This window comes from Hymenobacter chitinivorans DSM 11115 (assembly GCF_002797555.1).
GTDB lineage: Bacteria > Bacteroidota > Bacteroidia > Cytophagales > Hymenobacteraceae > Hymenobacter > Hymenobacter chitinivorans.
On sequence record NZ_PGFA01000001.1, the window covers coordinates 2,728,128 to 2,754,613 of the forward strand.

Sequence of the window (26,486 nt, forward strand, 5' to 3'; positions counted from 1 at the left end):
AAGAGCAGTAAAGGATGAAACCAGGCGTTATATTTTCCCAAACATAACGCCTAATCCACCGAATGGTTTTCGGCCGCCGGGCGCTACTACAGCATCCGGGCCGTTTCGGTGGCCAGAAACGCCTGAAACCGGTCCTGCAGGGCCGCAAACTCCCGCATCATCTGCTGCCCGGCCTCGGTTACCACGGCCCCGCCGCCGCGCTTGCCGCCGGCCTGGGTGCTCACCAGCGGCTCCCGGGCCTGCTGGTTCATGGAGGCCACCAGGTCCCAGGCCCGCTTGTAGGACATCTGCATTTCCTGGGCCGCCTTGGAAATGGAGCCCAGGCGGTGAATCTTTTCCAGCAGCTCCAGCCGCCCGATGCCCATCATCCGGTCGGTGGGCCCTTCCAGCCACAGGCGGCCGTTCAGGCGAAACATCAATTCCGGGTGCAGCAGCTCTTTCATGGCCGCAATCTGCGGAATTTAGCCTAAAAACAGGGGCCCCGCCCGACCGTCGGTCAAGCGGGGCCGCGGGGTTGGGAAGCCCGGGATTCGGGGACTAGCCGGCCATAAACGTGCGCATGCTCAGGCCACCGTAGCTGACTTCCTCGAAGGTGTGGGTGATGTTCTCGTCCTTGTCGGCCAGGCCCAGGCTGTAGAGCACGGGCAGGTAATGGTCGGTGGTGGGCACCGCGAGCTGCCCGCTGCCCCCGGCCAGCTGTTGGTAGTTGACCAGGCTGGCAAAGTCGCGCTGGTCGATTTTGGCCTTCACCCATTCGTCAAACTCGGTGGCCCAGTCGTAGGGCGTCGCGTCGCCCATCATCAGCTTGGGCATGCTCTGGCGCAGGTTGTGCACGATGTTGCCGCTGCCGACGATAAGCACGCCCCGCTCCCGCAGAAACTGCAGCTGCCGGGCCAGGTCGAAGTGCTGCTGCATGGACTTGGTCACGTCGAGGCTGAGCTGAAACACGGGCACGTTGGCCTCGGGAAACAGGTGGTGCAGCACGGTCCAGGTGCCGTGGTCGAGGCCCCACTCGTCGGAACCGTGCACGTCGTGCACGTGCTCAATAATGGACTGGGCAAACGAGGGCGCCCCGGGGGCCGGGTACTGCATGGCAAACAGCTCCTGCGGAAAGCCGCCGAAGTCGTGGATGGTTTCGGGCCGGGCGTTGATGCCGGCAAACGTACCGCGGGTGAGCCAGTGGGCCGACACCACCAGAATGGCGTGGGGCATCTGCCGCTGCCGGATTTCCCGGCCCAGCTGCTTGAGGCGGCGGGTAAAAGGGTTGTCCTCCAGGGCGTTCATCGGAGAGCCGTGCCCAATAAAGAGCACGGGCATTTTCTCCGATTTGGGGAAGGAAGTGGCGGTTTTATGAATGTCGTGCAAGTTCATAGCGGAGGCAAAAGGAAGGATGGCCAGGGCTTTCAGAAAGGATAAGCGGTGCATCCGGCGCTTGTATAAGTACCTCCCAAAAGTACCGCTCCCACCACCCAGCCGCCTTGATGTAGGATAAGAAATGAATGTGCTGATGTGCTGATGCCTTGTGTCCTTGCGAAAAGGAACGACGAAGCCATCCGTCCTCTGAAATATACCAAGTGCTTATATGTGAAAAGCCTCTTGCTACCACGCGTAGCAAGGAACTGTCTGGTAAAAGAACGTTGGTCACTAGCAGAGGACGGATGGCTTCGCGCTGCTCGCAATGACACGAGTTTCTGCCTTAGCACATCAGCACATTCTCCACATTAGCACATTAACCAGTAGCACATTACCCCCCTACCTATGCCCAGCCAGCTCCTTACGGATGCGGCTCAACGACTCGGGCGTGACCCCGAGGTAAGCTGCAATCAGGCGCAGGGGCAGGCGCTGGGCCAGGGACGGGTAGGTGCGCAGAAAGTCCAGGTACCGCTCCTCGGCCGGGGCGCTGAGCGTGGCAATCAGGCGCTTCTGCATGGCCCGCACGCTGTTCTGCTGCAGGTCGTAGAAAAAGCCCTGAAATGCGGGGCCCAGCTGAGTGAGCTGCTGGTAAAACCCGGGGCCGAAGAGCAGCACCCGGGAATCTTCCAGGGCGTCGATGCTGAACAGGGCCGGCTCGTGGTGAAGCAGGCCGTGCTGGTCGGCCACCCACCAGTTTTCGGGCGCAAACTGCAGCACGTGCTCCTTGCCCTTTTTGTCGACCACGAAGCTGCGCAGGCAGCCCTGCACGACGAAAGCACCGTGGCGGCCTATTTCGCCCTGCCGCACCAGCACTTGCTGCCGGCCCAGCTCCCGGGGCTGCAGCTGGGCGGCCAGGACGGCAAACTGCTCGTCGGTCAGCAGGGGTAGCTTGGCTTGCAGATAGGTGCGCAGGTGGTCGAGCATACTTGTAAGGAGTGGAACGACAAATGACAGCGCAAGTTTACGTCGGCGGCCCGGCCCTACGCAGCCCGCCGCTAACTCCGCTGTTCTCAAGCAGCTAACTGCTTTTTCCTGATTTGTTCCCGGGTAGGGCGCCGGATTGGCGTAGCCCACCGGGTAGAATCATTCTAAAAAATCGATATTTTATTTGGATGGATTCTAAACAACCCCCATCTTTGCCTTAAGTTTAATCATTCTAAATAGCGTTATGCGTCGCCCCCTACTCCTGTCGATTCTGCTGCTCACCCTTCTTTTGCCAGCTACCAGCTGGGCCCAGGCGTTGGGTGGCTTGATTGTCGGGAAGCTGGTGGGTGCCGACGGGGCCCCGCTGGAAAACATTTCGGTGAGCCTGAAAAAAACCGGCACCGGCGTCAACACCGAAGCCAACGGTAGCTTCAAGCTCAAGGCCGAAGCCGGTACCCAACTGCTGCACATCAGCGGCCTGGGCTACGTAACCCAGGAAACGGCGGTGGAAGTAGTGGCTGGCAAAACCATTACGCTGCCGACCATTACGCTGCAAATCAACCAGCACGAGCTGTCGGAAGTAAAAATCACCGAGCAGCGCGGCCTCAACCAGCGGCCGGCCAGCGTCAGCAAGATGCCCATTGCCCCGCTGGATTTGCCCCAGGCCGCTGTTACCATCGACCGGCAAGTTCTTGAGCAACAGCAAGTATTGCACCTGAGCGACGCCCTGGTAAACGTGAGCGGCCTGTACGTGACCAGCACCACGGGCGGCGTGCAGGAAGAGCTTGGCAGCCGGGGCTTTGCCTACGGCAGCAGCAACACCTTTAAGAACGGCGTCCGGTTCAACAACGGCATCATGCCCGAAGCCAGCTCCCTGGAGCGCATGGAAGTGCTCAAGGGCAGTGCGGCCATTCTCTACGGCAACGTGGCGGCCGGCGGCGTGCTCAACCTGGTAACCAAAAAGCCTCAATTTGAACGGGGCGGCTCGGTAGGCCTGCGCGTGGGCTCCTTCGGCCTGTGGAAGCCCATCTTCGACGTGTACGGCGCCGTGGGCAAGAGCGACAAAGTGGCCTTCCGCCTGAACGGTACCTTCGAGAAAGCCAACAGCTTCCGCGACGAGGTGAAGTCGGACCGGGTGTACGTGAACCCCTCCCTGCTGTTTGAGCTGAGCCCCAAAACGACCCTGGTGCTGGAAGGCGACTACCTGCGCGACAACCGCACCCCCGACTTCGGCGTGGGCGCCATCAACTACGAAATCCAGCCTTCGCGCAGCCGCTTTTTGAACACGCCCGGCGCCAAAAACGCCACCCAGCAAACCAGCACCACCGCCACGCTGACCAGCCGCCTGAGCGACAAGTGGCAGGTGCGGGCCATTGCCGGCTTCCAGCGCTACGCCAACGAGCAGTTCAGTAGCTCCCGCCCCGCCGGCTCGGTGTTTAAGCCCGGCAAATTCTACGGCAACCAGCTGCGCAGCCTGCAGCGCAGCAACACCGCCGAAAACTACTACCTGGCCCAGTTCGACGTAACGGGCAGCTTCCGCACCGGCTTCCTGGGCCACACCCTGCTGCTGGGCGCCGACGCCGACCAGTACAACACCCGCCTGCTGGCTTATACCGCCCAGCCCTACGACTCCATCAACATCCTGGACCGCACCAAAGTGGTGACCCAGCCCCGCAATGCCGTGCGCGACTACAGCCAGCTCCCGCTGGTGACCCGCACGCTGGGCAACACCCGCCGCGCCGGTTTCTACGTGCAGGATTTGCTGAGCCTCTCGGAGAAAGTGAAAGTGCTGGCCGGCCTGCGCTGGAGCTACCAGGAAACGCCCAGCGACGTGTATACCTACACGCCCCCGACGGCCGCCGTGCAAACGGTAACCGTGCGCGAAAACCGCCGCTTCGACAGCGCCTTCTCGCCCCGCGTGGGCCTGGTCTACCAGCCCATCAAAACCACGGCCCTGTTTGCCTCCTACTCCAACTCCTTCACGCCCCAGGCCAACACCGTAACCGACAACCAGGGCAACGGCCTGCCGCCCTCCGTCATCGACCAGGTGGAAGTTGGCATCAAGAATGACCTGTTCAAAGGCGCCCTCTCGGCCAACGTCACGGCCTACCGCATCGTGAACAGCAACCAGGCCCAGGTGATTCAGCAGTACCTCAACAACGACGTGCGCCAGCCGAACCCGGCTTACAACTCGGCCTGGCCCAGCGCCCAGGAGCTGGCCGGCGAAGTAACCAGCAAAGGCGTGGAAGTCGACATTCAGAGCAAGCCTTACCTGGGCTGGACCTTCATCAGCGGCTACAGCTACAACAACACGGCCTACACCAAGAGCAACATCTACGAAAACGGCAGCCGCCTGCGCTACAACCCCGCCCACACGGCCAACCTGAGCGTGTTCTACAACTTCAACACCTCGTTCGGCGAAAATAAAATGCTGCGCGGCCTGAGCGCCGGCTTCACGACCTACTACGTGGGCGACAAGCTGGCCGGCCGCAACACCCGCACCACGGTGGCCAACGACGCCTTCCGCCTGATTTCCATCCCCGACTACGTGCAGTTCGACGCCTCCCTGGGCTACAGCTACGACCGGTTTTCGCTGCGGGTGAAGCTGGCCAACATCCTCAACGAGCTGAGCTACAACCTGCACGACGACAACAGCGTGAACCCCATTGCCCCCCGCAACTTTTCGGCCACGGCCAGCTACCGTTTGTAAGGTGAATTAACTTGAGTGAATAGGTGAACCAAGCCCGGAAGGTGCCAGCTGCAACTGGTTGCCTTCCGGGTTTGTTGCCGATAAACCCCTTGCCCCGATCTTTGTCTTTCCGACTCGACCGACCGTTTTATGAAAATCCTGTTTCGCAACATTCACCTCTACCTGAGCCTGGCCTCGGGCCTGATCATCGCCATTGTCTGCTTCACCGGCGGCGTGCTGGTTTTTGAAAAGGAGCTCGACCAGGCCTGGCACCCCGAGCGGTTCTTCGTGACGCCGCCCGCCCGCCAGCCGCGCCTGCCCCTGGCCCAGCTGCTCGACGGCGTGAAGGCCACCGACCCCAAGGCCAAAATCGGCGGGGTGAAAGTGTACGCCGACCCCGCCCGCACCGTGGAGATTAGCCTGGCCGGTGGGCCCGGCGGCCCGGGCGGCAAGCCCGAAGGCGGCCGGGAAGGCAAAGCCGAAGGTGGCAAGGCCCGCGCTGAGCAAGGTAGCGGTGCTGAGCACGGCCCCCGGGGCGAAAAAGGCAAGGGCGAGAAGGGCAAAGGCGGTGGTGGCGAAGGGGGCCGCGGCCCGGTGCTGTACGTAAATCCCTACACCGGCGCCATTATTGACAAGGTCAACTACCGCGACACGTTTTTCTTCACCATGATGGCCCTGCACCGCGGCATGGTGGGCGGCCCGGTGGGCAAGCTCGTGGTGGGCGTCAGCACCCTGCTCTTCCTCTTTATCATTGCTACCGGCATCGTGCTGTGGTGGCCCGCCACGCGCAACATCGTGAAGCAGCGCCTGACCATCAAGTGGGACGCCAGCTTCAAGCGCCTCAACCACGATTTGCACATCGTGCTGGGCTTCTACAGCGCCCTGTTCTTGTTCGTATTCGCCTTCACTGGCCTGGCCTGGTCGTTTGAGTGGTTCAACAACGGCATCTTCGCCGTGACCAATTCCGACCCCAAAGGCCCCGAGGCGCCCAAATCCACGCTGGTCCTCAACGGCGGCAAGCTCACGTTCGACCAGGCCTACACCGTGGCCCGGCAGCAGGTGCCCGGCGCGCTGTCGTACGCCATTTCCCTGCCCAAGGACTCCACCGAGGCCGTGCGGGTTAATACGACTTCCGCCAACGCGGCCTACGAAGGCGCCACCGACGAATTGTACCTCGACCAGTACTCCGGCCAGCCCCTGGGCAAACTGAACTTCGCCGACCGCAACCTGGGCCAGCGCGTGCGCCGCACTTTCAAGCCGGTCCACACCGGCGCCATCTTCGGCACCCCCTCGAAAATCGTAGCCGTGGTGGTGTGCTTGCTGGGCGTTACCTTCCCCGTGACGGGCGTAATTATGTGGCTTAACCGCCTGCGCAAGGCCAAGAAAAAGCAGCAGAAACAAGCCGCCGTGGCCGCCTAAGTCTTTTAGCGTGAAGAATTTCACGACCAGGCCCGGGCAACGCTGTTTGTCCGGGCCTGTTTGCTTTCCGGCCGGCCCCGCCCCAACCCATTAAGCAGCGCCCCGTACCTTCCCCGGCCGTTAGAAATCATAACGGCCGCAATTAATTCGGCCGCACAAAATGCGCCGCCCCTATATTTGGCAAAAAACGACGTAATGATGGTTTCTAAAATGGCCGGCAGCCTGATTGGCTCCGAGATTATCAAGATTGGGAACGAGGTCAACGACATGATTCGCAAGGGCGAGGAAATCTGCAACCTCACTATCGGCGACTTCGACCCTTCGATTTACCCCATCCCCGACGGCCTGCAAACGGAAATTGCCGCCGCCTACGCCGCCGGCCAAACCAACTACCCACCCGCCAACGGCATGGCCGACCTGCGCACGGCCGTGGCCGAATTCACGACCGAGCGGCTGGGCCTCACCTATTCCGTCAACGACATCCTGGTGGCCGGCGGCTCCCGCCCCCTCATCTACGCCACCTACCTGGCCCTGATTGACGCCGGCGACAAAGTGGTATTTCCGGTGCCCTCCTGGAACAACAACCACTACTGCCACCTCTCCGGCGCCGAGCCCATCATGGTCGAAACCTCGGTGGAAAACAACTTTATGCCCACCGCGGCCGAAGTAGCGCCCCACCTGAAGGGTGCCACCCTGCTGGCCCTCTGCTCCCCGCTGAACCCCACGGGCACCGTGTTTTCCCGGGAAGACCTGGAGGCCATCTGCGACCTGGTCATTGCCGAAAACAAGACCCGCAGCGCCGGCGAAAAGCCCTTGTACATCATGTACGACCAGATCTACTGGATGCTGACCTTTGGCGAGACGAAGCACTACGACCCGGTAAACCTGCGCCCCGAGCTGCGCGACTACGTCATCTACATCGACGGTATTTCCAAGTGCTTTGCCGCCACCGGCGTGCGGGTGGGCTACGCCTTCGGCCCCAGCAACGTGATTGACAAGATGAAGTCCATCCTGGGCCACGTGGGCGCCTGGGCCCCTAAGGCCGAGCAGGTGGCCACGGCCAAATACCTCAAGCAAGGCCCCGCCGTAGATGAGTTCCTGGCCGGTTTCAAGCAGAAGGTGCAGCGCAGCCTCGACGCGCTCTACAACGGCCTGCAGGACCTCAAACAGCAGGGCTACCCCGTTGATGCCGTCGTGCCCCAGGGCGCCATCTACCTCACGGCCCAGATCAACGCCCTAGGCAAAACCACGCCCGAAGGCAAGCTGCTGGCCACCAACAAGGATATTACTTTCTACCTCATTTCCCGGGCCCGCCTGGCCGTGGTGCCCTTCGGCGCCTTCGGCACCGACGAAACCTCGACCTGGTTCCGCATGTCGGTCGGTGGGGCCTCCCTGGAAAGCATGGAAGCCGCCCTGCCCCGCCTCAAGGAAGCCCTGGACGTGCTGCAGTAGAGACGCATAGTTGCGTCTGGTCCTTGACCAATAGTCGTGTGACGACGCTCCTACCGCCGCAGATGCGCGTCTTTGAAAATACTATGTACCAAACACGAGTTGGGGCAGGCCGCAAGGTTTGCCCCAACTTTTTGTGTAGCTCTTACCTATGAAAGCCTTTCTGTTTGATTTGAACGGTACGATGATTCACGACATGGATTATCATACCGATGCTTGGCACCACATGTTCAACCACGAGCTGGGTGGCCACTTTACCCGCGAAGAGGTGAAGCCCCAGATGTACGGCAAAAACCAGGAAGTCCTGGTGCGGATGTTCGGCCCCGACCGGTTTACGGCCGCCGAAATGGACGAGCTGGCCTTTCGCAAAGAACAGCGCTACCAGCAGGAATTCCGGCCCCACCTGGCCCTGCTGCCCGGCCTGCCCGAGTTTCTGGCGCGGGCCCACCAGCAAGGAATTCCAATGGCCATCGGCTCGGCCGCCATTCCCTTCAACATCGACTTCGTGCTCGACACGCTCGGCATCCGGCCCTACTTCCGGGCCATCGTCAGCGCCGACGACGTGACGCGCAGCAAGCCCCATCCCGAAACCTTCCTCAAAGCCGCCGGGCAGCTCGGCGTTCTTCCCTCCGACTGCCTCGTCTTCGAAGACGTGCCCAAAGGCGCCGAAGCCGCCCGCAATGCCGGCATGAAGGCCGTCATCCTCACCACCACCCACGAGCCGAGCGAGTTTGCCCACCTGCCCAACATCCTGCACTTCGCCCCCGACTTCCGGGACGAAGCCATAAAGAGCCTCCTCGACAACGCCTAAGGTCCGTTCGACGCCGTACTTCACCCGTACCACGCCGCTTCGAGGGCGTTCGAAGCCCTACTTCAGGCGTTCGACACCACACTTTAGGCGTTCGACGCCGCACTTCACCCGTACGACGCCGCACTTCACCCGTACGACACCGCACTTCAGGCGTTCGACACCGCACTTCACCCGTTCGACACCGTACTTCACCCGTACGAGGTAACCAGCACGACCACTGCCAACAAAAAAGCCTCCGCATTGTAGCAGGAGGCTTTTTTCATACCTGAATCCGGGCTTAGAACGGCGGGTCGTCGTTGCCGAAGTTGCTTTTCGGGAACGGCACGGGCCCCGGCCCCCCCTCGTTGATCTTGCTGCCCAGCCGGATGGTATTCGGCGCAAAACCGGGCTCGTCGTCGAAGGTGCTGGCCGGGAAGGCCCCGGTGTTGTACTCGGCGTCCATCCCAAAACCGCCCCCGTCGAGGTCGGCAAACTTGGTGAACTTACCAATAAACTTGAGCTGCACCGTTTCCAGGGAGCCGTTCCGGTGCTTGGCAATGATTACCTCGCCCGTGCCCTGGGTCGGGTTGCCCATTTCGTCCTCCGTAATCTTGTAGTACTCCGGGCGGTAGAGGAACACTACCATGTCGGCGTCCTGCTCGATAGAACCCGATTCGCGAAGGTCACTGAGCTGGGGCTTTTTGTCGCCGCCCCGGGTTTCCACCGAGCGCGAAAGCTGGGACAGGGCCAGCACCGGCACGTTGAGTTCCTTGGCAATACCCTTCAGAGCCCGCGAAATCGAGGCAATTTCCTGTTCGCGGTTGCCGGCGCCCTTGCCCCCATCCGAGTTACCCGTCATCAGCTGCAGGTAGTCGATGATGATCATCTGGATGTCGTGGTGGGCCTTGAGGCGGCGGCACTTCGTGCGCAATTCCCGGATACTCAGGCCCGGCGTGTCGTCGATGTAAATCGGGGCCGACGACAAGCCGGCAATCTTGTGGTTGAGCTGGGCCCACTCGTAGTCGGCCAGGTTGCCCTTCTTAATCTTTTCGGAGTCCAGCTCCGCCTCGGCCGAAATCAGACGATTCACGAGCTGAATCGAGGACATTTCCAGCGAGAAAATCGCCACTGCCTTCTTGTGGTCCACCGCCGCATTACGCATCGCCGATACTACGAAAGCCGTGTTGTGGGTCACCGTCATGTCCTGGAGCAGGAACAGGCGGTTGCCATCAATAGCAAAGCCGTAGTAGTCGTCTTCCTTATCGAGCTCGACCGAAACGCCGGTCATGCGCCAATCGACCTTGCTGGCCCAGGGCTGCGCCTTTTTCCGCTCGATACGCACCGGCACGCGGTTGATGTCGCCATAAATCCGTACCCGGAACACCTCACTCTCGTAGCCGATGCTGCTAATGGCGGCCCGCTTTTTCTTTAACGAGGTGCGGAAGCCCAGCGAGTCGGCCAGAAACTTAATTTGCCGGGCCAGACGGTGGTTTTTCTGGGTGATTTCGTAGCCGTTGCTCACCGGGTCCAGGTGGCCGTCGGAGTCAATAAGGCCTGCCAGCAGCCGCAAGCGGTTCTCGGTCGAGTTGCTCAAATACTGCTGGGGAATGTGCTTGTTGCCGAGCACCCCGAGCTGCCGCAGCTCATCTTGCAACGAATACTGCGCGATGCTGCCGCCCTGCCGGCCCCGCGTGATGCCGTAGCTGTTGCAGCGCCCTTCGACTACGCCCACCGTTACCTGCATATCCAACGCGTTGGCGTACTCGTGCAGATAGTCGATGATTTCCTGATCCTGCCCGGTAATGCGGCAGTTGTCGGACGAACCATCACCAAGCCACACGCCGAGGAAATACGGGTCAACCGTTACTTCCTGAGCAGCAAACTCCACGGGCACTTTGTAGCCCTTGTAGTTCGAGCGGAACTTCTCCGACTTGCTCAGCCAGTCCTTGACGGTGATGTTGAGCACGTCGCCGTGGCGGTGCGGGCCCTCAGTGCGGCTGCGCTTGAGCGAGAGAATGTGGCTTTCGTTGACGCGGTAGGCTTCGGCCTTGTTCTGACGCACCCAGTACATCCGCTCCCGTCCGCGGGCAATATTGAGCACCCGGCGCGGCGTGGAGTCGTCGCCCATCAGCAGTTCGCCTTCGCGCACGTCTTCCACGTTGCGCAGCGTGCCGTCGTACATCAGCACCTTGGTGCCTTTGCCCAAGCACTTGCCCATGCCCGGGCGAGCCGCAATAATCACCAGGTCAGATGGTTGCCAGCCCGAAGTAACCCGGTCCAGGGCCGAGAAGCCCGAGGGTACGCCAGTGAGGCCATCCTTCTGATTTTTCTTTTCTTCCAGCTCCTTGATGGCCTTGCCCATCAGGCTGCGCATGTCGTCGAAGTTCTTGCGGATGTTGGATTCCGAAACTTCGAACAAAGCCTGTTCGGTGCTGTCGAGCAGGTTAAAAACGTCGGTGGTATCCTCGAAAGCGTCGCGGTGAATGGTGCTGGCAATGTTGATCAGCTCCCGCTTAATGGCGTTTTCGGTGATGATACGGGCGTGGTACTCGATGTTGGCCGCCGAGTTGACCTTGAAGGTCAGGTTGGCCACGAAGTGGGCCCCGCCGCCGGCTTCTAGTTCGCCCATTTCCCGCAACTCGTGGGTCACGGTCAGGATGTCAATCGGCTCGGACTTGTCGAACAGATTGAGGATGGCCTTGAAGATGCGCCGGTGCTTCTCGTCGTAGAAGCTCTCGGGCTTGAGGATGTCGATGACGGTGGTCAGGGCATCCTTTTCCAGCATGAGGGCACCCAAAACAGCGGCTTCCAGCTCCCGCGCCTGGGGCGGGAGCTTACCCGAGGGCGTGCCCATGGACAGCTGCGGGGGGCGGCTGTTCCAGGCGGCTTTGGCCCGCGAGGCAGATTGTTTTAGGCGGTCATCCATCCGGTCATTCATCGGTACTCAGCAAATCTAACGCAAAAGGGGCACAAAGCTAACGGCTGAAACGCACATTATCTGATGGGCTCCATCCTTTCTTTTCGGTATATTCCCCGGCCCCTCTCACGATGCTCCACAATCAGGACCCGGTACAACGGCCCCGGTTTATTACCTTTGCCGCCCGGCTCTTAAAGCCCATCCGCTCTGATTTAGTTTTCTTAAATGGCTCCAACGCCCACTTCTCTCCAGCGCCTACACCTGATTGCCACCGGTGGCAGCATCATGCACAACCTGGCTCTGGCCCTGCACCGCCGTGGCGCTCAGGTCACTGGCTCCGACGACGAAATCTTTGAGCCCGCCAAAAGCCGCCTGGCCGCCGCCGGTCTGCTGCCGGCCCAGGAAGGTTGGTTTCCGGAGAAAATAACGCCCGAGCTCGACGCCGTCATTGTGGGTATGCACGCCCGGGCCGACAACCCCGAGCTGCTCCGGGCCCAGGAGCTGGGCTTGCGCATCTACTCCTTCCCCGAGTTTATCTACGAGGCGTCCAAGGACAAGCAGCGCGTCGTCATCGGCGGCTCCCACGGCAAGACCAGCATTACCTCGCTGATTCTGCACGTGCTGCGCTACCACCACCGCAAGTTCGACTACGCCGTGGGCGCCCAGCTCGAAGGCTTCGACCTCATGGTGCAGCTCTCCGAGGACGCGCCCATCATCATCATCGAGGGCGACGAATATCTGTCCTCACCCATCGACCGGCGACCCAAGTTTCACTTGTACCAGCACCACATCGGCGTTATTTCGGGCATCAGCTGGGACCATATCAACGTGTTTCCGACCGAGGAAGACTACCGGGAGCAGTTCCGCATCTTCGCCGAGATGACGCCCAAGGCCGGGGTGCTGATTTATGACCGCGACGACGAGCAGGTGCAGCTCGTAACCGTGCCCACCACCTCCGACGTGACCTACATCGGCTACGGGCCGCACGAAAACAAGGTGCGCCAGGGCAAGACGGTGCTCATCACCAAGAAAGACGAGGAAGTGCCGATTCAGGTGTTTGGGGAGCACAACCTGCGCAACATCTCGGCCGCCAAGGAAGTCTGCAAGCAGCTGGGCATCAAGGGCAAAGACTTCTACGAGGCCCTGGCGACCTTCAAAGGTGCGGCCCGCCGCCTGGAGCTGGTGCGCGAAGGCAGCTCGTCGGTGGTTTACAAGGACTTTGCCCACGCCCCGTCCAAGCTCAAGGCCACGGCTACGGCGTTTAAGAAGCAATTCCCCAAGCGCCGCCTGGTGGCCTGCCTGGAGCTGCACACCTTCAGCTCGCTTAACCCCGCGTTTTTGCCCCAGTACGCCCACACCTTCGACGCGCCCGACGTGGCCGTGGTCTACTTCAACCCCCACGTGCTGGAACACAAGCGCCTGCCCGCCCTGCCCGCCGAGGCCGTGCAGCAAGCCTTCCAGCGCCCCGACCTGCAGGTGTTCACCGACAGCAAAGCCCTGGCTGAATTTCTGCACCAGCAGCGCTGGCAGGATGCTAACCTGCTGATGATGAGCTCCGGCACATTCGACGGGCTCGATTTGACGCAATTGGCGACGGAGGTGACAAAGTAGGTTTTCGTCTAACCGCAGAACGTCCTGTCGACCACCGGGAGACATCTCGCGTGCCATGGTAATCTGATTACTTTGGCATGCGCGATACCTCGCTAAGGCTCGACATGACAGGCTTTTTTAACCCTAACTCTACCCCACCCCTCTCCCCATGAAAGAAAACCTTCTGCTCCTGCACGGCGCTTTGGGCTCGGATAAGCAACTGCGCGGCCTGGCCCGCGACTTGTCGCAGTACTTTCAGGTGCACACGTTTTCGTTTAGTGGGCACGGGGGGCGGGAAATTGAGCCGGCGCAGTTCAATGTACCGGCGTTTGCCCAGGAGGTTATCGGCTACCTCCGGGAGCAAAACCTGGAGGCCGTCCACGTCTTTGGCTACAGCATGGGCGGCTACGTGGCCCTGCTGGCCGCCGCGGAAGCCCCCGGCCTGATCAAGACCGTGACGACGCTGGGCACCAAGTTCGACTGGTCGGCCGAGACGCTGGCGGCCGAAACCCGGATGCTAGACGCGGCCACGATGCAGGAGAAAGTCCCCCAGTTTGCCGAGCAACTCGCCCAAACCCACGCTCCTACCGACTGGAAGGCCGTGGTGCAGGCCACGCGCCAGCTGCTGACGGCCCTGAGTGAGCAGCCGCCCCTGACGCCCGCCCGGCTCACCAAAATCACCGTTCCGGTGCAGATTCTGGTGGGAGAGCTCGACAAAACCGCCGGCGTAGATGCTTCCTCACTCTACGCTTCCTATTTGCCCCAGGCCACGTTTGAAATCCTGATGAATACCCCCCACCCGCTGGAGCGCGTCAACCCTGATGAGCTGGGGCAGCGCATCCGCCGCTTTAGTGCAGGCGCGGCTTAAGCTCCCGCCACAGGGTACGCAGCACGCGGACCACGGAGTACCCGAGCATGCCCCAGTAGGCTCCGTTGAGCAGAATCACCGGCAGCGTCCAGCTCTCGGGGAGCAGCCTGACCGGCACCGGATACGTTAGGACAAACAGCAGAACCTGCTGCCACCAAGCGGGCTGGGCGCCCCACAACAGCAGAAAAGGCGCAGTCAGCAGGGCCAGGATGGCTTGCAGCATCACGCCGTATACCGCACTCAGGATTAGCCGTCGGTACTTCATCGAACTTCTGGTTTGAAAGGCTTTAAACTACCAAAAAAAGGCCCGCTACGAAGTAAGCGGGCCTTTTTCTTTTGCCTCGTTTGCATCATCGGGGCGCGGGGGCTCCGGTGGTTGAGGCCGAATGGGTTGGGAACGGCGCCGGTCGGTGGTGACCAGCAGGGCCAGGGCCGTGAGCCCGAGACGCAGCAGCCATTTGCGGTTCATTACTTACGAAACAGGTTGTTGCTGTTTTCCACGACCAGGTCGCAGCGACTGCCGCCGCTGTTGTCGCCGCAGGTGGTACCGGTAATCTGGTTTTTCTCGAAGGAGAAGTAGCAGAACGAGCAGCCCACGCTGGTAATGGTGTAGCGCTCGGCGTGGGAGCTCAGGTACAGGCTCTGGTCGGTGGAAGTGATGAGGGGCAGGGCCATGGAGCGGAACATTCCGTCGCGCAGGCCCATACCCACCAAGTAGTAAATAGGCTTGTCCTTGGGGCTTTCCTGCACCTTACGGATCATGGTTTTGTCGACCACCGTGCCATCGTTGAACTCCCGGATAAAGGCCGTGGCCAGCTGGGCCCGGGGCATGATGTACTCGATTTTGCCCTCATTGAGACGGGCCAGCTGGGTGCTGACGCCCTCGCGCTTACGGCGGTTGGCTTCTTCCTCGGGGTCTTTGCCGGGAGAACTTACTTCGGGAAAACCGCGCTTGGTAGTTTCGCAGCCCGCCACAATCCCCAGCAAGGGCAACGTGAGCAGGGCCAGATACAGCGCAGAACGGGAGAATACTTTCATTGAGCAAGGGCCGAAGCCCCGAAATTAGCGGGCTTTGTAATACTTACGCGCCTCGGGCAGCTCCCGCTGAATATCGGCGATGCGCGTACCGTTGGAGGGGTGAGTCGAGAGGAATTCGGGCGGGGCGGCCTGGTTTTCGCGGGCGTCCATGCGCTGCCAGAACGTAATAGCGCCGTCGGGGTTGTAACCGGCCATGGCCATGAAGATCAAGCCCAGGTGGTCGGCCTCCGACTCCTGGTTGCGGCCGTACTTGAGCAGCCCGACGGAAGAACCTACGCCAAAGGCCTGCAGGGCCAGTTGCTGGGTACCCTCAGGTTTGGTGGCCAAGGCTGCCGACAAGGCCTGCCCGCCGTAACTTTGCAGCAGGCCCTGGCTCATACGCTCCGAGCCGTGCTTGGCCACGGCGTGGGCAATTTCGTGGGACATGACCACGGCCAGGCCGTTTTCGTCCTGGGTGATGGGCAGAATCCCGGTATACACGGCCACCTTGCCGCCGGGCATGCACCAGGCGTTTTCCTGCTTGTCCTCAAGTACGTTGAACTCCCAGGCGTAGCCGGCCAGCTGGTCTTGCTGATTCTGGCTGCGGAAGTAGGTTTCGACGGCCTGCTCGATGCGCTGGCCCACGCGGCGCACCATGGCCGTGGCGTTGGCATCGGTGGAAAGCTTGCTGGTGCGCAGCACTTCCTGGTACTGCTGCACGGCCAGGGCGTTGATTTCGGCGTCGGAAACCAGGCTGAGCTGCCGGCGGCCGGTAATCGGGACGGTAGAGCAGGCCGCGGCCATAAACAGGCAGCCGGCCAGCATGACTTTTTTTATCATGGTAGCGTCGGAATTGGAAAGGACAATGGCGCGGCAGCAGAACCGTAGCAGCCGCCGCGGCCGGGTGTGCTGCTATACGAATAGCGGCGGGTAAAATGTTTAGGCCCGGGCAGGCCAACGGGACGCCGCCGCGTTACGTAGGCGGCATTTTGATTTTCCGGGCCGCGAATAAGCGCTATTTTTGGCCAAACACCTTTTCTTCCGACTTCCCCCTCCATGAAAATACTCTGCATAGGCCGCAACTACGCCGAACATATTGCCGAACTCAACAACGAAACGCCCGACGAGCCCGTCATTTTCACCAAGCCCGAAACGGCCCTGCTGCAGCGCGGCATGCCCTTCTTCTACCCCGATTTCTCGACCGACATTCACCACGAAATCGAGTTGGTGCTGCGGGTAAGCAAAAACGGCAAGAACATCGACCCGAAATTTGCCCACACCTACTTCGACGCCATCGGCCTGGGCATCGACTTCACGGCCCGCGACCTGCAGAGCAAGGCCAAAAGCAAGGGCCTGCCCTGGGATTTGGCCAAGGGCTTCGACGGCTCGGCGCCCCTGTCGGCTACGTTTAAGCCCGTGGCGGACTTTGCTGACCTGGCCAACATCAACTTCCGTCTGGAGGTGAACGGCGAGGTGAAGCAGCAGGGCAACTCGGGCATGATGCTGCACAACTTCGCGGCCCAGATTGCCTATATTTCGCGCTTTATCACCCTAAAAATGGGGGATTTGATATTTACTGGCACGCCCAGCGGCGTGGGCCCCGTCAAGATTGGCGACCAGCTGACGGGCTACTTGGAGGATGAGAAGTTGTTGGAATTGTCGGTAAAGTAGAGTCGAGTGCTGCACACACCTTTCCGGGGGAAGGCCCCCATTTTACTGCTTACGCTGCTCACCACGATGGGTCTGCGCCCCGCCCCCATGGCCGGCCAGGAACCCGATTCGCTGACCAAGCCCGCAGCCAAGCAAGGCTCCTCGCCCCGCTCCGCGGTGGCGCCGGGCTATTTTCTGTTCCCGATTAAGCCGGGCAAGCCCAACTTTCTGGCTGCCAGTATGGGCGAGTTGCGCCCCAACCACTTCCACGGCGGCCTCGACATTAAAACCGACGGCCGCACGGATTTACCCGTCTACGCCTCGGCCGACGGCTACGTCTCGCGCATGAAGCAGTCGGCCTTCGGCTACGGCAACGTGCTCTACATCACCCACCCCAACGGGCTGACGACGGTGTACGGGCACCTGAACCGCTTTATGGGTCCGGTGGCGGCGGCGTTGCGGGAGAAGCAGTACGAAAAGCAGAGCTACGAGCAGGAAATGTTCTTTACCAAGGACCAGTTTCCGGTGAAGCGGGGCGAAGTCGTGGCCTTGTCGGGTAACACCGGCGGCTCGGCCGGTCCCCACCTGCACTGGGAAGTGCGCGACGCCCAGGACAACCAGCTCAACCCCCTGCAGTGGGGCGGGTTCAGTGAAATTCAGGACCACATTGCTCCGACGCTGCAGGCCTTTGCCGTGGAGCCGCTCACGATTGACGCCCGGGTGCAGGGCCGCTTCGACAAAGCCGTGCTGGTGCCCAAAGTGGCCCCCGCGGCCGGCGTAGCCACCGCCTGGCCCGATACCATCAACGCCTACGGCACGGTGGGCATCCTGCTCCAGGCCTTCGACCGGTACGATAATGCCTGGAACAAGAACGGCCTGCAGAAAGTCGAGGTGAAGGTGAACGGCCAGCCCCACTACGCCCACACGGTTGACAACGTGCCCTTTCCCAGCGGCACCCGCACCGTGAACCAGCACGTGGACTACGAGTGGATGATGACCCAGGGCCGCACCTTGCAGAAGCTCTTCGTGGACGACGGCAACGACCTGAGTATGTACACCACCGGCCCCGGCAAGGGCAAGCTGCGGGTGGAAGACGGGAAGCTCTACAGCGTGGAAGTGCTGATGAGCGACTCCTACGGCAACACCACGCCCTTGTCGTTCGTGCTGCGCGGGCAGAAGCCGGAGTACACCAAAACCCGCAGCGCAGCGGTGAAAAAGCCGGCGTTGCGCTGGGAAATAACCCGCAATATTCTCAAGGTTATTGCCGCCGACCCCGACACGGCCAGTCAGGGCGCCAACGCCGTGCTGCTGCGCGGCTCCCGCCGCCTGGAGCTCAAGCCCAGCTACACCACCCAGAGCCAGAACGTGTACCTCTACGACCTGCGCGCCGGCCTGCCCGACTCCATCCGCTTCGGGGGCATCACCAAGCGCTTCGACCGGCAGGCCCTGATTCCGGCCGGCACCGAGCAGGGCTTCGCCGACAACTTTCTGAATCTGAGCTTCGCGCCCCAGACCCTGTTCGACACGCTGTATTTGCAAACCAGCTACAAGGACGGGGCCTGGACCGTGCAAAGCCCGCGGCAGTCGTTGTATCTGCCGCTGCGCATCACGCTCAAGCCCCCAACCGAGGTGGCCGACAAGGAGCATTCGGCCGTGTATCTGGTCAATGCCCGCGGGGGGCGTAGCTACGTGGGCGGCAAGTGGGAAGGCAACCAGGTAACGTTTCCGGCCAAGGTGTTCGGGCAGTTCCGCATCTTCTCCGACACCATTCCGCCCTCGGCGCGGCTGGTGCGCAAGGGTGCCGGCGGCCTTACTTTTCAGGTCGGCGACAACCTCTCGGGCCTGAATAGCTACACCCTGCTGGTGGGCGGCCGGTTCCGGCTGCTGCGCTACGAGTACAAGAACTCCACCCTTTTCACCGAGCCCAACGACACGGTGGGCCCGCCCCTGCGCGGCCCGGCCACGCTGCGCATCACCGACCAGGCCGGTAATGAAAAAGTACTGAGCTTTAATTTGTAGAAATCATAAGAAAAGGCGGGCCGCGTGGTCCGCCTTTTTTCGTGGGCATCTTCTCAACAGTTCTGCCCGTAGAGTTGTAGCGCGAACTTGGTAGTTCGCGCTACGGCTCGTGCCTCTACAACGATTTTCGTTCTGCCACGCGAACTGTAAAGTTCGCGCTACAACCCACTCACTATCATGGCCAAATTTCCCAAACGCCGCCAGCCCGTTTTGCTCGGGGCCGCCGTAGCTACCGTCGCCACCGGCGTGGCGGCCTACGCGTATTTCCGCCGCCAGCTTCACGCCCCGCTGCCCGTGTCGCCCCACGTGGACGTGCACCGCTACATGGGCCTGTGGTACGAAATTGCCCGCCTGCCCACCCGCTTCGAGAAAGGCTGCGCCCATGTCACGGCCGAGTATAAGCTGCGGCCCGATGGCAAAGTATCGGTGCTCAACACCTGCCACAAAAATGACCTGAACGGCCCGGTGGAAACGGCCCAAGGCACCGCCCGCATCGTGGACGCCACCACCAACGCCAAGCTGCGGGTCAGCTTTTTCTGGCCCTTCGAGGGCGACTACTGGATCCTGGACCACGACCCCGAGTACCGCTACGCCCTGGTAGGGGAGCCCAGCCGCCAGAACCTGTGGCTGCTGAGCCGCACGCCCCACCTGGAGCGCCCCATCCGGGACCGGCTCGTGGGCCTGGCCCATTCGCTGGGTTTTCCGACGGAAAACCTGATTTTTACGCCCCAGCCCATGGCTGGCAAACCGTAACCGCCCTTACCCCTTCGCCTCATGGCCCTTACCCCCGGCACCCCCGCCCCCGATTTTGAAGCCCTTGACCAGGATGGCAACCTCATCCGCCTGCAAGACTTGCGCGGCAAGAAAGTCGCCCTCTACTTCTACCCCAAAGACGACACGCCCGGCTGCACGGCCCAGGCCTGCAACCTGCGCGACCACCAGGACGAACTCACGGCCAAAAACGTGCAGGTCATCGGCGTGAGCGTCGACAGCGCCAAGTCCCACCAGAAGTTCGTACTGAAGTACGAGCTGCCCTTCCCGCTGCTGGTCGATACCGACAAGAAAATTGTGGAAGCCTACGGCGTGTGGCAGGAAAAATCGATGTACGGCCGCAAGTACATGGGCACCATGCGCCACACGTTCCTGATTGACGAGCAGGGTATCATCGAAAAGGTCATCGAGAAAGTCGACACCAAGAACCACGCCGCCCAGCTGCTTTCTTAAGGTGCGAATGTGGAGAATGTGCTGATGTGCGAATGAGGTTCTGTCCTTGCGAAGCCAAAGGCTGAAGCCATCCGTCCGCTACGCAGTACGAACCGTTTTTTTACCAAAAAGCCCTTTCCTACCTGCGTGGGAAAGGGCTTTTTACGCTAGAAGGCTCCGCACACTTCAGAGGACGGATTGCTTCGTAAGCTCGCAAGGACACATTTTCCACATTCAACCACATTTCCCACATTCAGCCTTAGCACATTCACTCACATTAGCACTTGAGCACATTAACCCCGCCTATCGTTATCGGTTGTGGTAAGAAGCCTTGCTTTTCGGGCTGGGCGCCTTCGCCAAGACCGTTACCTTTGCCCATCTAAACCCTCTTCCTAATTCCATGTCCCAGGAAAACACCCTTACCACTGCCGCACCGAAAAGCACGGCAGAGCTCAAGCAGATTGCGGCCCAGGTGCGCCGCGACATCGTGCGCATGGTGCACGCCGTTAACTCCGGCCACCCCGGCGGCTCCCTTGGCTGCACCGATTTGCTGGTTGCCCTCTACTTCCGCATCATGAAGCACAACCCCAGCTTCAGCATGAAAGGCGAAGGCGAAGACCTGTTTTTCCTGTCGAACGGCCACATTTCGCCCGTTTTCTACTCGGTGCTGGCCCGCTCGGGCTACTTCCCCGTCAGTGAGCTGGCGACTTTCCGCAAGCTGAATTCGCGCCTGCAGGGGCACCCCGCCACCCACGAGCACCTGCCCGGTATCCGCATTGCTTCGGGCTCCCTGGGCCAGGGCATGAGCGTGGCCATCGGTGCGGCCCAGGCCAAAAAGCTCAACGGCGACAACCGCCTCGTGTACGTGCTCATGGGCGACGGCGAGCTGGAAGAAGGCCAGGTGTGGGAAGCGGCCATGTATGCCCCCCACCACAAAGTCGATAACCTGATTGCCATCGTGGACCGCAACGGTCAGCAGATTGACGGCTCGACCAAGGAAATCATGGACCTGGGCAACCTGCGCGCCAAGTTCGAAGCCTTTGGCTGGCGCGTATTGGAAACCAACGGCAACGACCTCGAAAAGCTGATTCCGACTCTGGAAGAAGCCGGTAAGCTCAGCGGCCAGGGCCAGCCCACGATGATCCTAATGGACACCCAGATGGGCTTCGGCGTGGACTACATGATGGGCACCCACAAGTGGCACGGCACCGCTCCGAACGACGAGCAGCTCGAAAAAGCCCTGCAGCAGCTGCTGGTAGAAGAAGCCGGCGACTACTAGGGGCTGTCATGGACAAGCTAGTCGGGGAATACTACTCTCCCATTCTTTACACAATTTGGGTAGTTTCAGTACCAATGGCCATTAAGGGCGAGTACGGCTTCGTACCAAGCTTGTGCGCCGCTGTACTAGCAGCTGGTGTAGCCTTGCTGTTGCTTACGGTCACTGTCAATAAACCTAAGCCAACCCGGCTGTTGACACTGATTGGCTCTGGCGTCGCCATTATTGGCTTTATGGCACTTGTCGTAACGCCGGTCGAGCCAGCCAGCACATCCGCACAAACAATTCAAGCTGAGTAGCCATGAAAGGTGCGTTTTGGAAAAAGTACTGGTTGCTGCTGGTCACGCTGTGGCTAGCGGCTCCTGTAGTTGCCCAAAACGTGCCGCCGGAAAAGCCCAAGGTCACCCGCATCCTGTTCGTACTCGATGCCTCGGGCTCGATGATGGCGCCCTGGGAAGGCAAGCCCCGCTGGGACGTGGCCCGCAGTCTGCTCTCGAAGATGGTGGACTCGCTCAACGCCTACCCCAACCTGGAGCTGGCCCTGCGCGCCTACGGGCACCAGCACCCCAACTCGGAAAACAACTGCGAGGACTCGAAGCTGGAAGTGCCCTTCGCGCCCAAAAACGCCAAGGCCATCAAGGCCCGCCTCGCCACGCTGAAAGCCCAGGGCAACACCCCGATTACCTACTCCATCCTGCAGTCGGCCGGGGACTTCCCGACCGACAAAAGCTCCCGTAACGTGCTGATTCTGATAACCGACGGCCTGGAATCGTGCAAGGGCGACCCGTGCGCTACCTCGGTGGCGTTGCAGCGCAAGCACGTATTCCTGCGCCCGTTTATTATTGGGCTCGGGGCCGAGCGGGACTTTGGCAAGCAGCTCGAATGCCTGGGCCAGTACTACAACGCGGCCGACGTAAGCACCTTTCGCACCATCCTCGACAACGTCATTTCCCAGACGCTGACCAAAACCACGGTCAGCATCAACCTGACTGACGAGGCGGGTAAGCCCGTGGAAAGCAACGTGAATATGACCTTCGTCAACAACGTCACGGAAACGCCGGAGTACAACTACGTGCACTACCGCGACGCGCAAGGCAAACCCGACGTGCTCGACATCGACGCGCTGCAGAGCTACGATTTGGTCATCAACACGGTGCCCCCGGTGCGGCAGGCCAACCTGCCCATCCGGCCCGGCAAGGCCAACGTGCTGACCTACAAAACGCCCCAGGGAACCTTGGCCTTACAGTCGCCGAACATTTCGCCGAATCCCTACGGCAAGGTGCAGGCGGTGGTGCGGGCCCAGGGCAACCCGGCCACGGTGGTCAGTCTGAACGTGGGTACCAAGCAAAAGCTGCTGGCCGGCAACTACGAAGTGGAGCTGCTCACCCTGCCCCGCATCGTGCGCCGCATCAGCATCCGGCAGGGCCAGGAAACGGCCGTAACCTACGACGCGCCCGGCACGCTCAACATCGTGACGGATTTGAAAGGTTACGGCAGCATCTACCGCCTCAACAACGACGAGTCGCAGACCTGGGTGTACAACCTGCCCGAAGGCAGCAGCAAAGTCAACCTGCCGATGCAGCCGGGGGCCTACCGCCTGGTGTTTCGCACCGCCACGGCCACCGGCAGCAAGTTCACCGACGTGCGCAACTTCACCATCCGCAGCGGCCAAACTAGCTCGGTGAGTATGTTTAGTAAGTGATGAGTTGGAAGCAACTTGATGACTGGCTTCGGCATTACTCTGGCCTTATTATTTGGCCAGTTCTGATTATTGGTGGACTTCTGTTTTATCAGCACGTCGAAACCGTGAGGGCGGCGATAAAAACAGCTGGTATTTATCGAAAAGCAGTTGTTACCAGCACATTCGTAGATGGTTCCGTCTGGACCGTAGACGTCCGTTACCGGTACAAAGACAGCTTATATGATGCCCAAGGACACAGCGGAACCAGATACGCGGAGGGTGATTCAATCCTGATAAAATTTTCACCTCAGTATCCATCTGAAGTAGATGTTGCTGACAGTATCACCGCCCATTGAGTCCAAGGAAGACAGACGAAAACGACAACACACGAAACATAGAACTCAAAACCTTCCCATACCGCATGAAAGATTTCCCCTACACCGAATCAAAAGACACCCGCTCCGGCTTTGGCGTGGGTTTACACGAGCTGGGCAAGAGCAACCCGAACGTGGTGGCCCTCACGGCTGACCTCACCGGCTCGCTCAAGATGGATGCCTTCAAAAAGGACTTCCCCGAGCGGTTTTTCCAGGTGGGTATTGCCGAAGCCAACATGATGGGCATTGCGGCCGGCCTCACCATCGGCGGCAAGATTCCCTTCACCGGCACGTTTGCCAACTTCAGCACCGGCCGCGTCTACGACCAGATCCGCCAGAGCATTGCCTACTCGGATAAGAACGTGAAGATCTGCGCCTCGCACGCTGGTGTCACGCTGGGCGAGGACGGCGCCACCCACCAGATTCTGGAAGACCTGGGCATGATGAAGATGCTGCCCCACATGACGGTCATCAACCCCTGCGACTTCAACCAGACCAAGGCCGCTACCATCGCCATTGCCGAGCACGAAGGCCCCGTGTACCTGCGCTTCGGCCGCCCCGTGGTGCCCAACTTCACCCCCGCCGACCAGAAGTTTGAAATCGGTAAAGCCGTGATGCTCAACGAAGGCGCCGACGTGAGCATCTTCGCCACCGGCCACCTGGTGTGGAAGGCCATCCTGGCCGGCCACATCCTGGCCGAGAAAGGCATCGACGCCGAAATCATCAACATCCACACCATCAAGCCCCTCGACGCCCAGGCCATCCTGGCCTCGGTGCGCAAGACGCGCTGCGTGGTGTCGGCCGAAGAGCACCAGATGAACGGCGGCCTCGGCGACAGCATCGCCCAGCTGCTGGCCCGCGAGGAGCCCCTGCCCCTGGAAATGGTGGCCGTGAATGACTCCTTCGGCGAGTCCGGCACTCCCGACCAGCTCATGGAGAAATACGGCCTGATGGAAAACGACATCGTGAAAGCCGTGGAGAAAGTACTGGCCCGCAAGGCGAAGTAACTCCCGAACGTCATTCCGAGCGAAGCCGGGGAATCTCGCGTGCAGTGGTAATCAAATGCCGTTGCAACGAAGCGGTAGAGATGCTTCAACTTCGTTCAGCATGACAGACGTTTTTAGCAAGACGGTTGTTGCCTTGCTAAAAACACAAACCGGCCCCGGTTGCGCCATGCAGCCGGGGCCGGTTTGTTTGCTAAAGTACCTGTATCAGAAAGCTGACAAGTGCCAATACTGGCTGTATACGGCCAAAATACCTAGAAGTGGGTATAAAAACGCCACCTGGAAGGCAGTACTTTTAGGCTGGCATTTGTAGCGTCGGGCCAGTGGTGCAGCTCCGGCTACTCGGCGGCTGTACCGCTGTAATAGCTCCATTGCCAAAGCCACTTCTACTGCCTGCCTAAAGGCCAGGCTCCTATTCTACCTTTTTCTACCCTCCTGGTGAAGCAACTCCTACTCATTGTCAGCCTGCTGATTTTTGCCCAGCAAGCCCAGGCCCAGGCTCATACCTGCAACCTCGAATTAAGAACCCAGACCGAGGTAGACGCTTTCAGGAACATGACCTGCACTGGCATCGACAACCTATCCATAACCGGCGGAGTAGTGGGACAACCCACCGACGGCATCTTCGACCTGAGCCCCTTGGCCGGTATTACGTCCGTTACGGGTTCGGTGTCCATCAGCCTGCATGACCTGACCGATATCGGGCCCCTGAGCAATATCACGCAGATTGGCGGTGGCTTGTACATTACCGGTGGCACTGCGCTCAACTTTATACCGGTCAACGGCTTCCAAAGCCTGGCAACGGTTGGGGGGGATGTGATTATCATGAACAATCCCTCCCTGACGCTCATAGCCGGCTTCCCGCTGCTGAGCAAATCCCGAACGGTAACAATCAGTAATAATGCCGCCCTGGGCGCCATAACCGGCTTCACTTCACTTTCCAAGACGGGCGCGCTCAGCATTAGCCAGTGTGCATCCCTGCGTTCCATTAGCGGCCTAAATGCTCTGACGACCGTCCAGCCAATTCCCACGAATCCCCCGACCCAACTGCCCGAGCCCGTCGTGTCGATAACCGATAACCCCTTGCTGGAGGAAATTACCGGCCTGGGCGCGCTGGCTACCTCGGGCAGTATGATGATTTTCATGAACCCGGCGCTCAAGGAACTTACGGGCTTCAACAACCTAAAATCCCTGACGAATCTGTACATCGGTGCTAACACGGCCATGACCACCCTTTCGGGGTTTAACGGCGGCCTGGTGGTCAGCGAAACTGGCATCGTTAATATCAACACCAATGAGCAGCTCACGAGCATCACGGGCTTCAGCGGCCTGAATACCCAGTCCCTTTCTATTCATACCAATAACGCCCTGAAGGAAATTCCCGGCTTTGCCGGTAGCAGAGGCGTGACGGCCAGTATTAGCGGCAACCCGGCCCTGGAAGCGGTAACGGGCTTTAAAAACGCGAATTTCACCAATACGGTACAAGTTACCGACAATGCCAAGCTGCAGCGAATCAGTGGCTTTAGCGGCACCGCGGCGCCGAGTTTGATTCAGGTATCATTTAACCCGCGGCTGACTTCCATTATCGACGCCTTTGCTTATTCCAGCTACACTCCGCTTTCCACCCTGCGCATAGAATACAATACGGCCCTGGCCATCTGCGCCGTACCCTGGATTTGCAGCTACCTGAACCGCAATGGGCTGGCTTACTTCACCCAGAACGCCACCGGGTGCAACACCAACGCGGCCGTGCAGCAGGCCTGCCAGGTACTGGGCACGCCGCAACCCGACGCGGCGCAGCCGGCCACCGCGTATCCTAACCCCGTCACGGACCTACTGCATCTGCCGGGTGCCTCCAAGTTCCGCATCTGCGACCTGATGGGCCGGGTGCTGCTGCAAGGCGAAGGTGCCGCCGTATCGGTGGCCGCGCTGCCGGAAGGTCTGTACGTGGTGCAAACCGGCCCCGGGCTGAAGACGAGCTTCCGCATCAGCAAACTCTAGAGCGGTGGCGGCAGCAGGCTTCGGCGAGTCCGGCACCCCCAACCAGCTCCTGGAGAAATATGGCCTGATGGAAAACGACATCGTAGCCGCCGTGGAGAAAGTACTGGCCCACAAGGCCAAGTAGTTCTTCACCAATGACCAGAACGTCATGCTGAGCGCAGCCGAAGCATCGCTACTGCTTCGTTGTCACAGTAATTTAATT

The 26,486-nt window shown here is 60.5% G+C and carries 23 protein-coding genes and 1 pseudogene; 16 read left to right on the plus strand and 8 right to left on the minus strand.

Features of this window, described 5'->3' with window-relative positions:
* Nucleotides 1-86: 86 nt before the first annotated feature.
* The 3 genes from CLV45_RS11470 to CLV45_RS11480 form a co-directional block, all read right to left on the minus strand.
* Nucleotides 87-443 (minus strand): winged helix-turn-helix domain-containing protein, encoded by a 357-nt coding sequence (locus CLV45_RS11470; RefSeq protein WP_245882837.1) that lies wholly within the window; start codon nucleotides 441-443, stop codon nucleotides 87-89.
* A gap of 94 nt (nucleotides 444-537) precedes the next feature.
* Nucleotides 538-1,371, minus strand: coding sequence for a 4,5-DOPA-extradiol-dioxygenase (gene ygiD, locus CLV45_RS11475; RefSeq protein ID WP_211289926.1), 834 nt, complete (start codon nucleotides 1,369-1,371; stop codon nucleotides 538-540).
* A 381-nt stretch (nucleotides 1,372-1,752) separates the two neighbouring features.
* Nucleotides 1,753-2,337, minus strand: coding sequence for a Crp/Fnr family transcriptional regulator (locus CLV45_RS11480; protein WP_100336491.1), 585 nt, complete (start codon nucleotides 2,335-2,337; stop codon nucleotides 1,753-1,755).
* A 244-nt stretch (nucleotides 2,338-2,581) separates the two neighbouring features.
* Here CLV45_RS11480 and CLV45_RS11485 point away from each other — a divergent pair, with 244 nt between their 5' ends.
* From CLV45_RS11485 to CLV45_RS11500, 4 genes are all read left to right on the plus strand, one after another.
* On the plus strand, nucleotides 2,582-5,047 hold the full coding sequence (locus CLV45_RS11485) for a TonB-dependent receptor (RefSeq protein ID WP_100336492.1): 2,466 nt from the start codon (nucleotides 2,582-2,584) through the stop codon (nucleotides 5,045-5,047).
* A gap of 129 nt (nucleotides 5,048-5,176) precedes the next feature.
* Complete coding sequence (locus CLV45_RS11490) at nucleotides 5,177-6,445, plus strand: PepSY-associated TM helix domain-containing protein (protein WP_100336493.1); 1,269 nt, start codon at nucleotides 5,177-5,179, stop codon at nucleotides 6,443-6,445.
* A gap of 195 nt (nucleotides 6,446-6,640) precedes the next feature.
* Entirely contained in the window at nucleotides 6,641-7,897 is a 1,257-nt protein-coding gene (locus CLV45_RS11495; RefSeq protein WP_100336494.1) for a pyridoxal phosphate-dependent aminotransferase, read from the plus strand.
* Nucleotides 7,898-8,045: 148 nt separating this feature from the next.
* Nucleotides 8,046-8,705 carry an HAD family hydrolase gene (locus tag CLV45_RS11500; RefSeq protein WP_100336495.1) on the plus strand — a complete coding sequence of 220 codons (660 nt, stop codon included), beginning with the start codon at nucleotides 8,046-8,048 and terminating at the stop codon, nucleotides 8,703-8,705.
* Nucleotides 8,706-8,982: 277 nt separating this feature from the next.
* On the opposite strand, the gene dnaB is transcribed toward CLV45_RS11500, so the two are convergent.
* Nucleotides 8,983-11,538 carry a replicative DNA helicase gene (gene dnaB, locus CLV45_RS11510; RefSeq protein ID WP_245882866.1) on the minus strand — a complete coding sequence of 852 codons (2,556 nt, stop codon included), beginning with the start codon at nucleotides 11,536-11,538 and terminating at the stop codon, nucleotides 8,983-8,985.
* 288 nt (nucleotides 11,539-11,826) lie between these two features.
* On the opposite strand from dnaB, the gene CLV45_RS11515 reads away from it, so the two are divergent.
* A complete protein-coding gene (locus CLV45_RS11515) occupies nucleotides 11,827-13,212 on the plus strand; it encodes a UDP-N-acetylmuramate--L-alanine ligase (protein ID WP_100336497.1) in 1,386 nt (461 codons plus the stop codon).
* 148 nt (nucleotides 13,213-13,360) lie between these two features.
* Nucleotides 13,361-14,059 (plus strand): alpha/beta fold hydrolase, encoded by a 699-nt coding sequence (locus CLV45_RS11520; protein WP_100336498.1) that lies wholly within the window; start codon nucleotides 13,361-13,363, stop codon nucleotides 14,057-14,059.
* Here the strand turns inward: CLV45_RS11520 and CLV45_RS11525 are convergent.
* The 4 genes from CLV45_RS11525 to CLV45_RS11535 are packed head-to-tail and all read right to left on the minus strand — an operon-like array spanning nucleotide 14,040 to nucleotide 15,916.
* Nucleotides 14,040-14,324, minus strand: coding sequence for a hypothetical protein (locus CLV45_RS11525; RefSeq protein ID WP_100336499.1), 285 nt, complete (start codon nucleotides 14,322-14,324; stop codon nucleotides 14,040-14,042). The genes CLV45_RS11520 and CLV45_RS11525 overlap by 20 nt on opposite strands.
* Before the next feature lie 45 nt (nucleotides 14,325-14,369).
* Nucleotides 14,370-14,528 carry a hypothetical protein gene (locus CLV45_RS24930; RefSeq protein WP_157807423.1) on the minus strand — a complete coding sequence of 53 codons (159 nt, stop codon included), beginning with the start codon at nucleotides 14,526-14,528 and terminating at the stop codon, nucleotides 14,370-14,372.
* Nucleotides 14,528-15,097 carry a hypothetical protein gene (locus tag CLV45_RS11530; RefSeq protein WP_100336500.1) on the minus strand — a complete coding sequence of 190 codons (570 nt, stop codon included), beginning with the start codon at nucleotides 15,095-15,097 and terminating at the stop codon, nucleotides 14,528-14,530. Before CLV45_RS11530 ends, CLV45_RS24930 begins: the two co-directional genes overlap by 1 nt.
* A 24-nt stretch (nucleotides 15,098-15,121) precedes the next feature.
* On the minus strand, nucleotides 15,122-15,916 hold the full coding sequence (locus CLV45_RS11535; protein ID WP_100336501.1) for a M48 family metallopeptidase: 795 nt from the start codon (nucleotides 15,914-15,916) through the stop codon (nucleotides 15,122-15,124).
* Between the two features lie 216 nt (nucleotides 15,917-16,132).
* On the opposite strand from CLV45_RS11535, the gene CLV45_RS11540 reads away from it, so the two are divergent.
* The 10 genes and pseudogenes from CLV45_RS11540 to CLV45_RS25345 form a co-directional block, all read left to right on the plus strand.
* Nucleotides 16,133-16,747, plus strand: a complete 615-nt coding sequence (locus CLV45_RS11540; RefSeq protein ID WP_100336502.1) for a fumarylacetoacetate hydrolase family protein — start codon at nucleotides 16,133-16,135, stop codon at nucleotides 16,745-16,747.
* Nucleotides 16,748-16,753: 6 nt separating this feature from the next.
* Complete coding sequence (locus tag CLV45_RS11545; RefSeq protein ID WP_157807424.1) at nucleotides 16,754-18,745, plus strand: M23 family metallopeptidase; 1,992 nt, start codon at nucleotides 16,754-16,756, stop codon at nucleotides 18,743-18,745.
* 177 nt (nucleotides 18,746-18,922) lie between these two features.
* A complete protein-coding gene (locus CLV45_RS11550; RefSeq protein ID WP_100336504.1) occupies nucleotides 18,923-19,498 on the plus strand; it encodes a lipocalin family protein in 576 nt (191 codons plus the stop codon).
* A 21-nt stretch (nucleotides 19,499-19,519) separates the two neighbouring features.
* Nucleotides 19,520-19,969: a thioredoxin-dependent thiol peroxidase gene (gene bcp, locus CLV45_RS11555; RefSeq protein ID WP_100336505.1), complete on the plus strand. Its 450-nt coding sequence runs from the start codon at nucleotides 19,520-19,522 to the stop codon at nucleotides 19,967-19,969.
* A gap of 379 nt (nucleotides 19,970-20,348) precedes the next feature.
* Nucleotides 20,349-21,227 (plus strand): transketolase, encoded by an 879-nt coding sequence (locus CLV45_RS11560; RefSeq protein ID WP_100336506.1) that lies wholly within the window; start codon nucleotides 20,349-20,351, stop codon nucleotides 21,225-21,227.
* A gap of 8 nt (nucleotides 21,228-21,235) precedes the next feature.
* Nucleotides 21,236-21,523 carry a hypothetical protein gene (locus CLV45_RS11565; protein ID WP_100336507.1) on the plus strand — a complete coding sequence of 96 codons (288 nt, stop codon included), beginning with the start codon at nucleotides 21,236-21,238 and terminating at the stop codon, nucleotides 21,521-21,523.
* A 2-nt stretch (nucleotides 21,524-21,525) separates the two neighbouring features.
* Nucleotides 21,526-22,926: a vWA domain-containing protein gene (locus CLV45_RS11570; RefSeq protein ID WP_100336508.1), complete on the plus strand. Its 1,401-nt coding sequence runs from the start codon at nucleotides 21,526-21,528 to the stop codon at nucleotides 22,924-22,926.
* Nucleotides 22,927-23,326: 400 nt separating this feature from the next.
* Nucleotides 23,327-24,286, plus strand: a complete 960-nt coding sequence (locus CLV45_RS11575; protein ID WP_100336509.1) for a transketolase family protein — start codon at nucleotides 23,327-23,329, stop codon at nucleotides 24,284-24,286.
* Between the two features lie 435 nt (nucleotides 24,287-24,721).
* Nucleotides 24,722-26,284, plus strand: a complete 1,563-nt coding sequence (locus CLV45_RS11580; RefSeq protein WP_100336510.1) for a hypothetical protein — start codon at nucleotides 24,722-24,724, stop codon at nucleotides 26,282-26,284.
* Between the two features lie 19 nt (nucleotides 26,285-26,303).
* Nucleotides 26,304-26,408, plus strand: a pseudogene (locus CLV45_RS25345) (transketolase family protein); the annotation flags it as partial.
* Nucleotides 26,409-26,486: the final 78 nt, after the last annotated feature.

Excerpts from the sequence above, each read along its gene's own strand:
- CLV45_RS11470 (WP_245882837.1), bottom strand. The coding sequence starts at position 443 with ATGAAAGAGCTGCTGCACCCGGAATTGATGTTTCGCCTGAACGGCCGC.
- ygiD (WP_211289926.1), bottom strand. The coding sequence starts at position 1,371 with ATGAACTTGCACGACATTCATAAAACCGCCACTTCCTTCCCCAAATCG.
- CLV45_RS11480 (WP_100336491.1), bottom strand. The coding sequence starts at position 2,337 with ATGCTCGACCACCTGCGCACCTATCTGCAAGCCAAGCTACCCCTGCTG.
- CLV45_RS11485 (WP_100336492.1), top strand. The coding sequence starts at position 2,582 with ATGCGTCGCCCCCTACTCCTGTCGATTCTGCTGCTCACCCTTCTTTTG.
- CLV45_RS11490 (WP_100336493.1), top strand. The coding sequence starts at position 5,177 with ATGAAAATCCTGTTTCGCAACATTCACCTCTACCTGAGCCTGGCCTCG.
- CLV45_RS11495 (WP_100336494.1), top strand. The coding sequence starts at position 6,641 with ATGATGGTTTCTAAAATGGCCGGCAGCCTGATTGGCTCCGAGATTATC.
- CLV45_RS11500 (WP_100336495.1), top strand. The coding sequence starts at position 8,046 with ATGAAAGCCTTTCTGTTTGATTTGAACGGTACGATGATTCACGACATG.
- dnaB (WP_245882866.1), bottom strand. The coding sequence starts at position 11,538 with ATGGGCACGCCCTCGGGTAAGCTCCCGCCCCAGGCGCGGGAGCTGGAA.
- CLV45_RS11515 (WP_100336497.1), top strand. The coding sequence starts at position 11,827 with ATGGCTCCAACGCCCACTTCTCTCCAGCGCCTACACCTGATTGCCACC.
- CLV45_RS11520 (WP_100336498.1), top strand. The coding sequence starts at position 13,361 with ATGAAAGAAAACCTTCTGCTCCTGCACGGCGCTTTGGGCTCGGATAAG.
- CLV45_RS11525 (WP_100336499.1), bottom strand. The coding sequence starts at position 14,324 with ATGAAGTACCGACGGCTAATCCTGAGTGCGGTATACGGCGTGATGCTG.
- CLV45_RS24930 (WP_157807423.1), bottom strand. The coding sequence starts at position 14,528 with ATGAACCGCAAATGGCTGCTGCGTCTCGGGCTCACGGCCCTGGCCCTG.
- CLV45_RS11530 (WP_100336500.1), bottom strand. The coding sequence starts at position 15,097 with ATGAAAGTATTCTCCCGTTCTGCGCTGTATCTGGCCCTGCTCACGTTG.
- CLV45_RS11535 (WP_100336501.1), bottom strand. The coding sequence starts at position 15,916 with ATGATAAAAAAAGTCATGCTGGCCGGCTGCCTGTTTATGGCCGCGGCC.
- CLV45_RS11540 (WP_100336502.1), top strand. The coding sequence starts at position 16,133 with ATGAAAATACTCTGCATAGGCCGCAACTACGCCGAACATATTGCCGAA.
- CLV45_RS11550 (WP_100336504.1), top strand. The coding sequence starts at position 18,923 with ATGGCCAAATTTCCCAAACGCCGCCAGCCCGTTTTGCTCGGGGCCGCC.
- bcp (WP_100336505.1), top strand. The coding sequence starts at position 19,520 with ATGGCCCTTACCCCCGGCACCCCCGCCCCCGATTTTGAAGCCCTTGAC.
- CLV45_RS11560 (WP_100336506.1), top strand. The coding sequence starts at position 20,349 with ATGTCCCAGGAAAACACCCTTACCACTGCCGCACCGAAAAGCACGGCA.
- CLV45_RS11565 (WP_100336507.1), top strand. The coding sequence starts at position 21,236 with ATGGACAAGCTAGTCGGGGAATACTACTCTCCCATTCTTTACACAATT.
- CLV45_RS11570 (WP_100336508.1), top strand. The coding sequence starts at position 21,526 with ATGAAAGGTGCGTTTTGGAAAAAGTACTGGTTGCTGCTGGTCACGCTG.
- CLV45_RS11575 (WP_100336509.1), top strand. The coding sequence starts at position 23,327 with ATGAAAGATTTCCCCTACACCGAATCAAAAGACACCCGCTCCGGCTTT.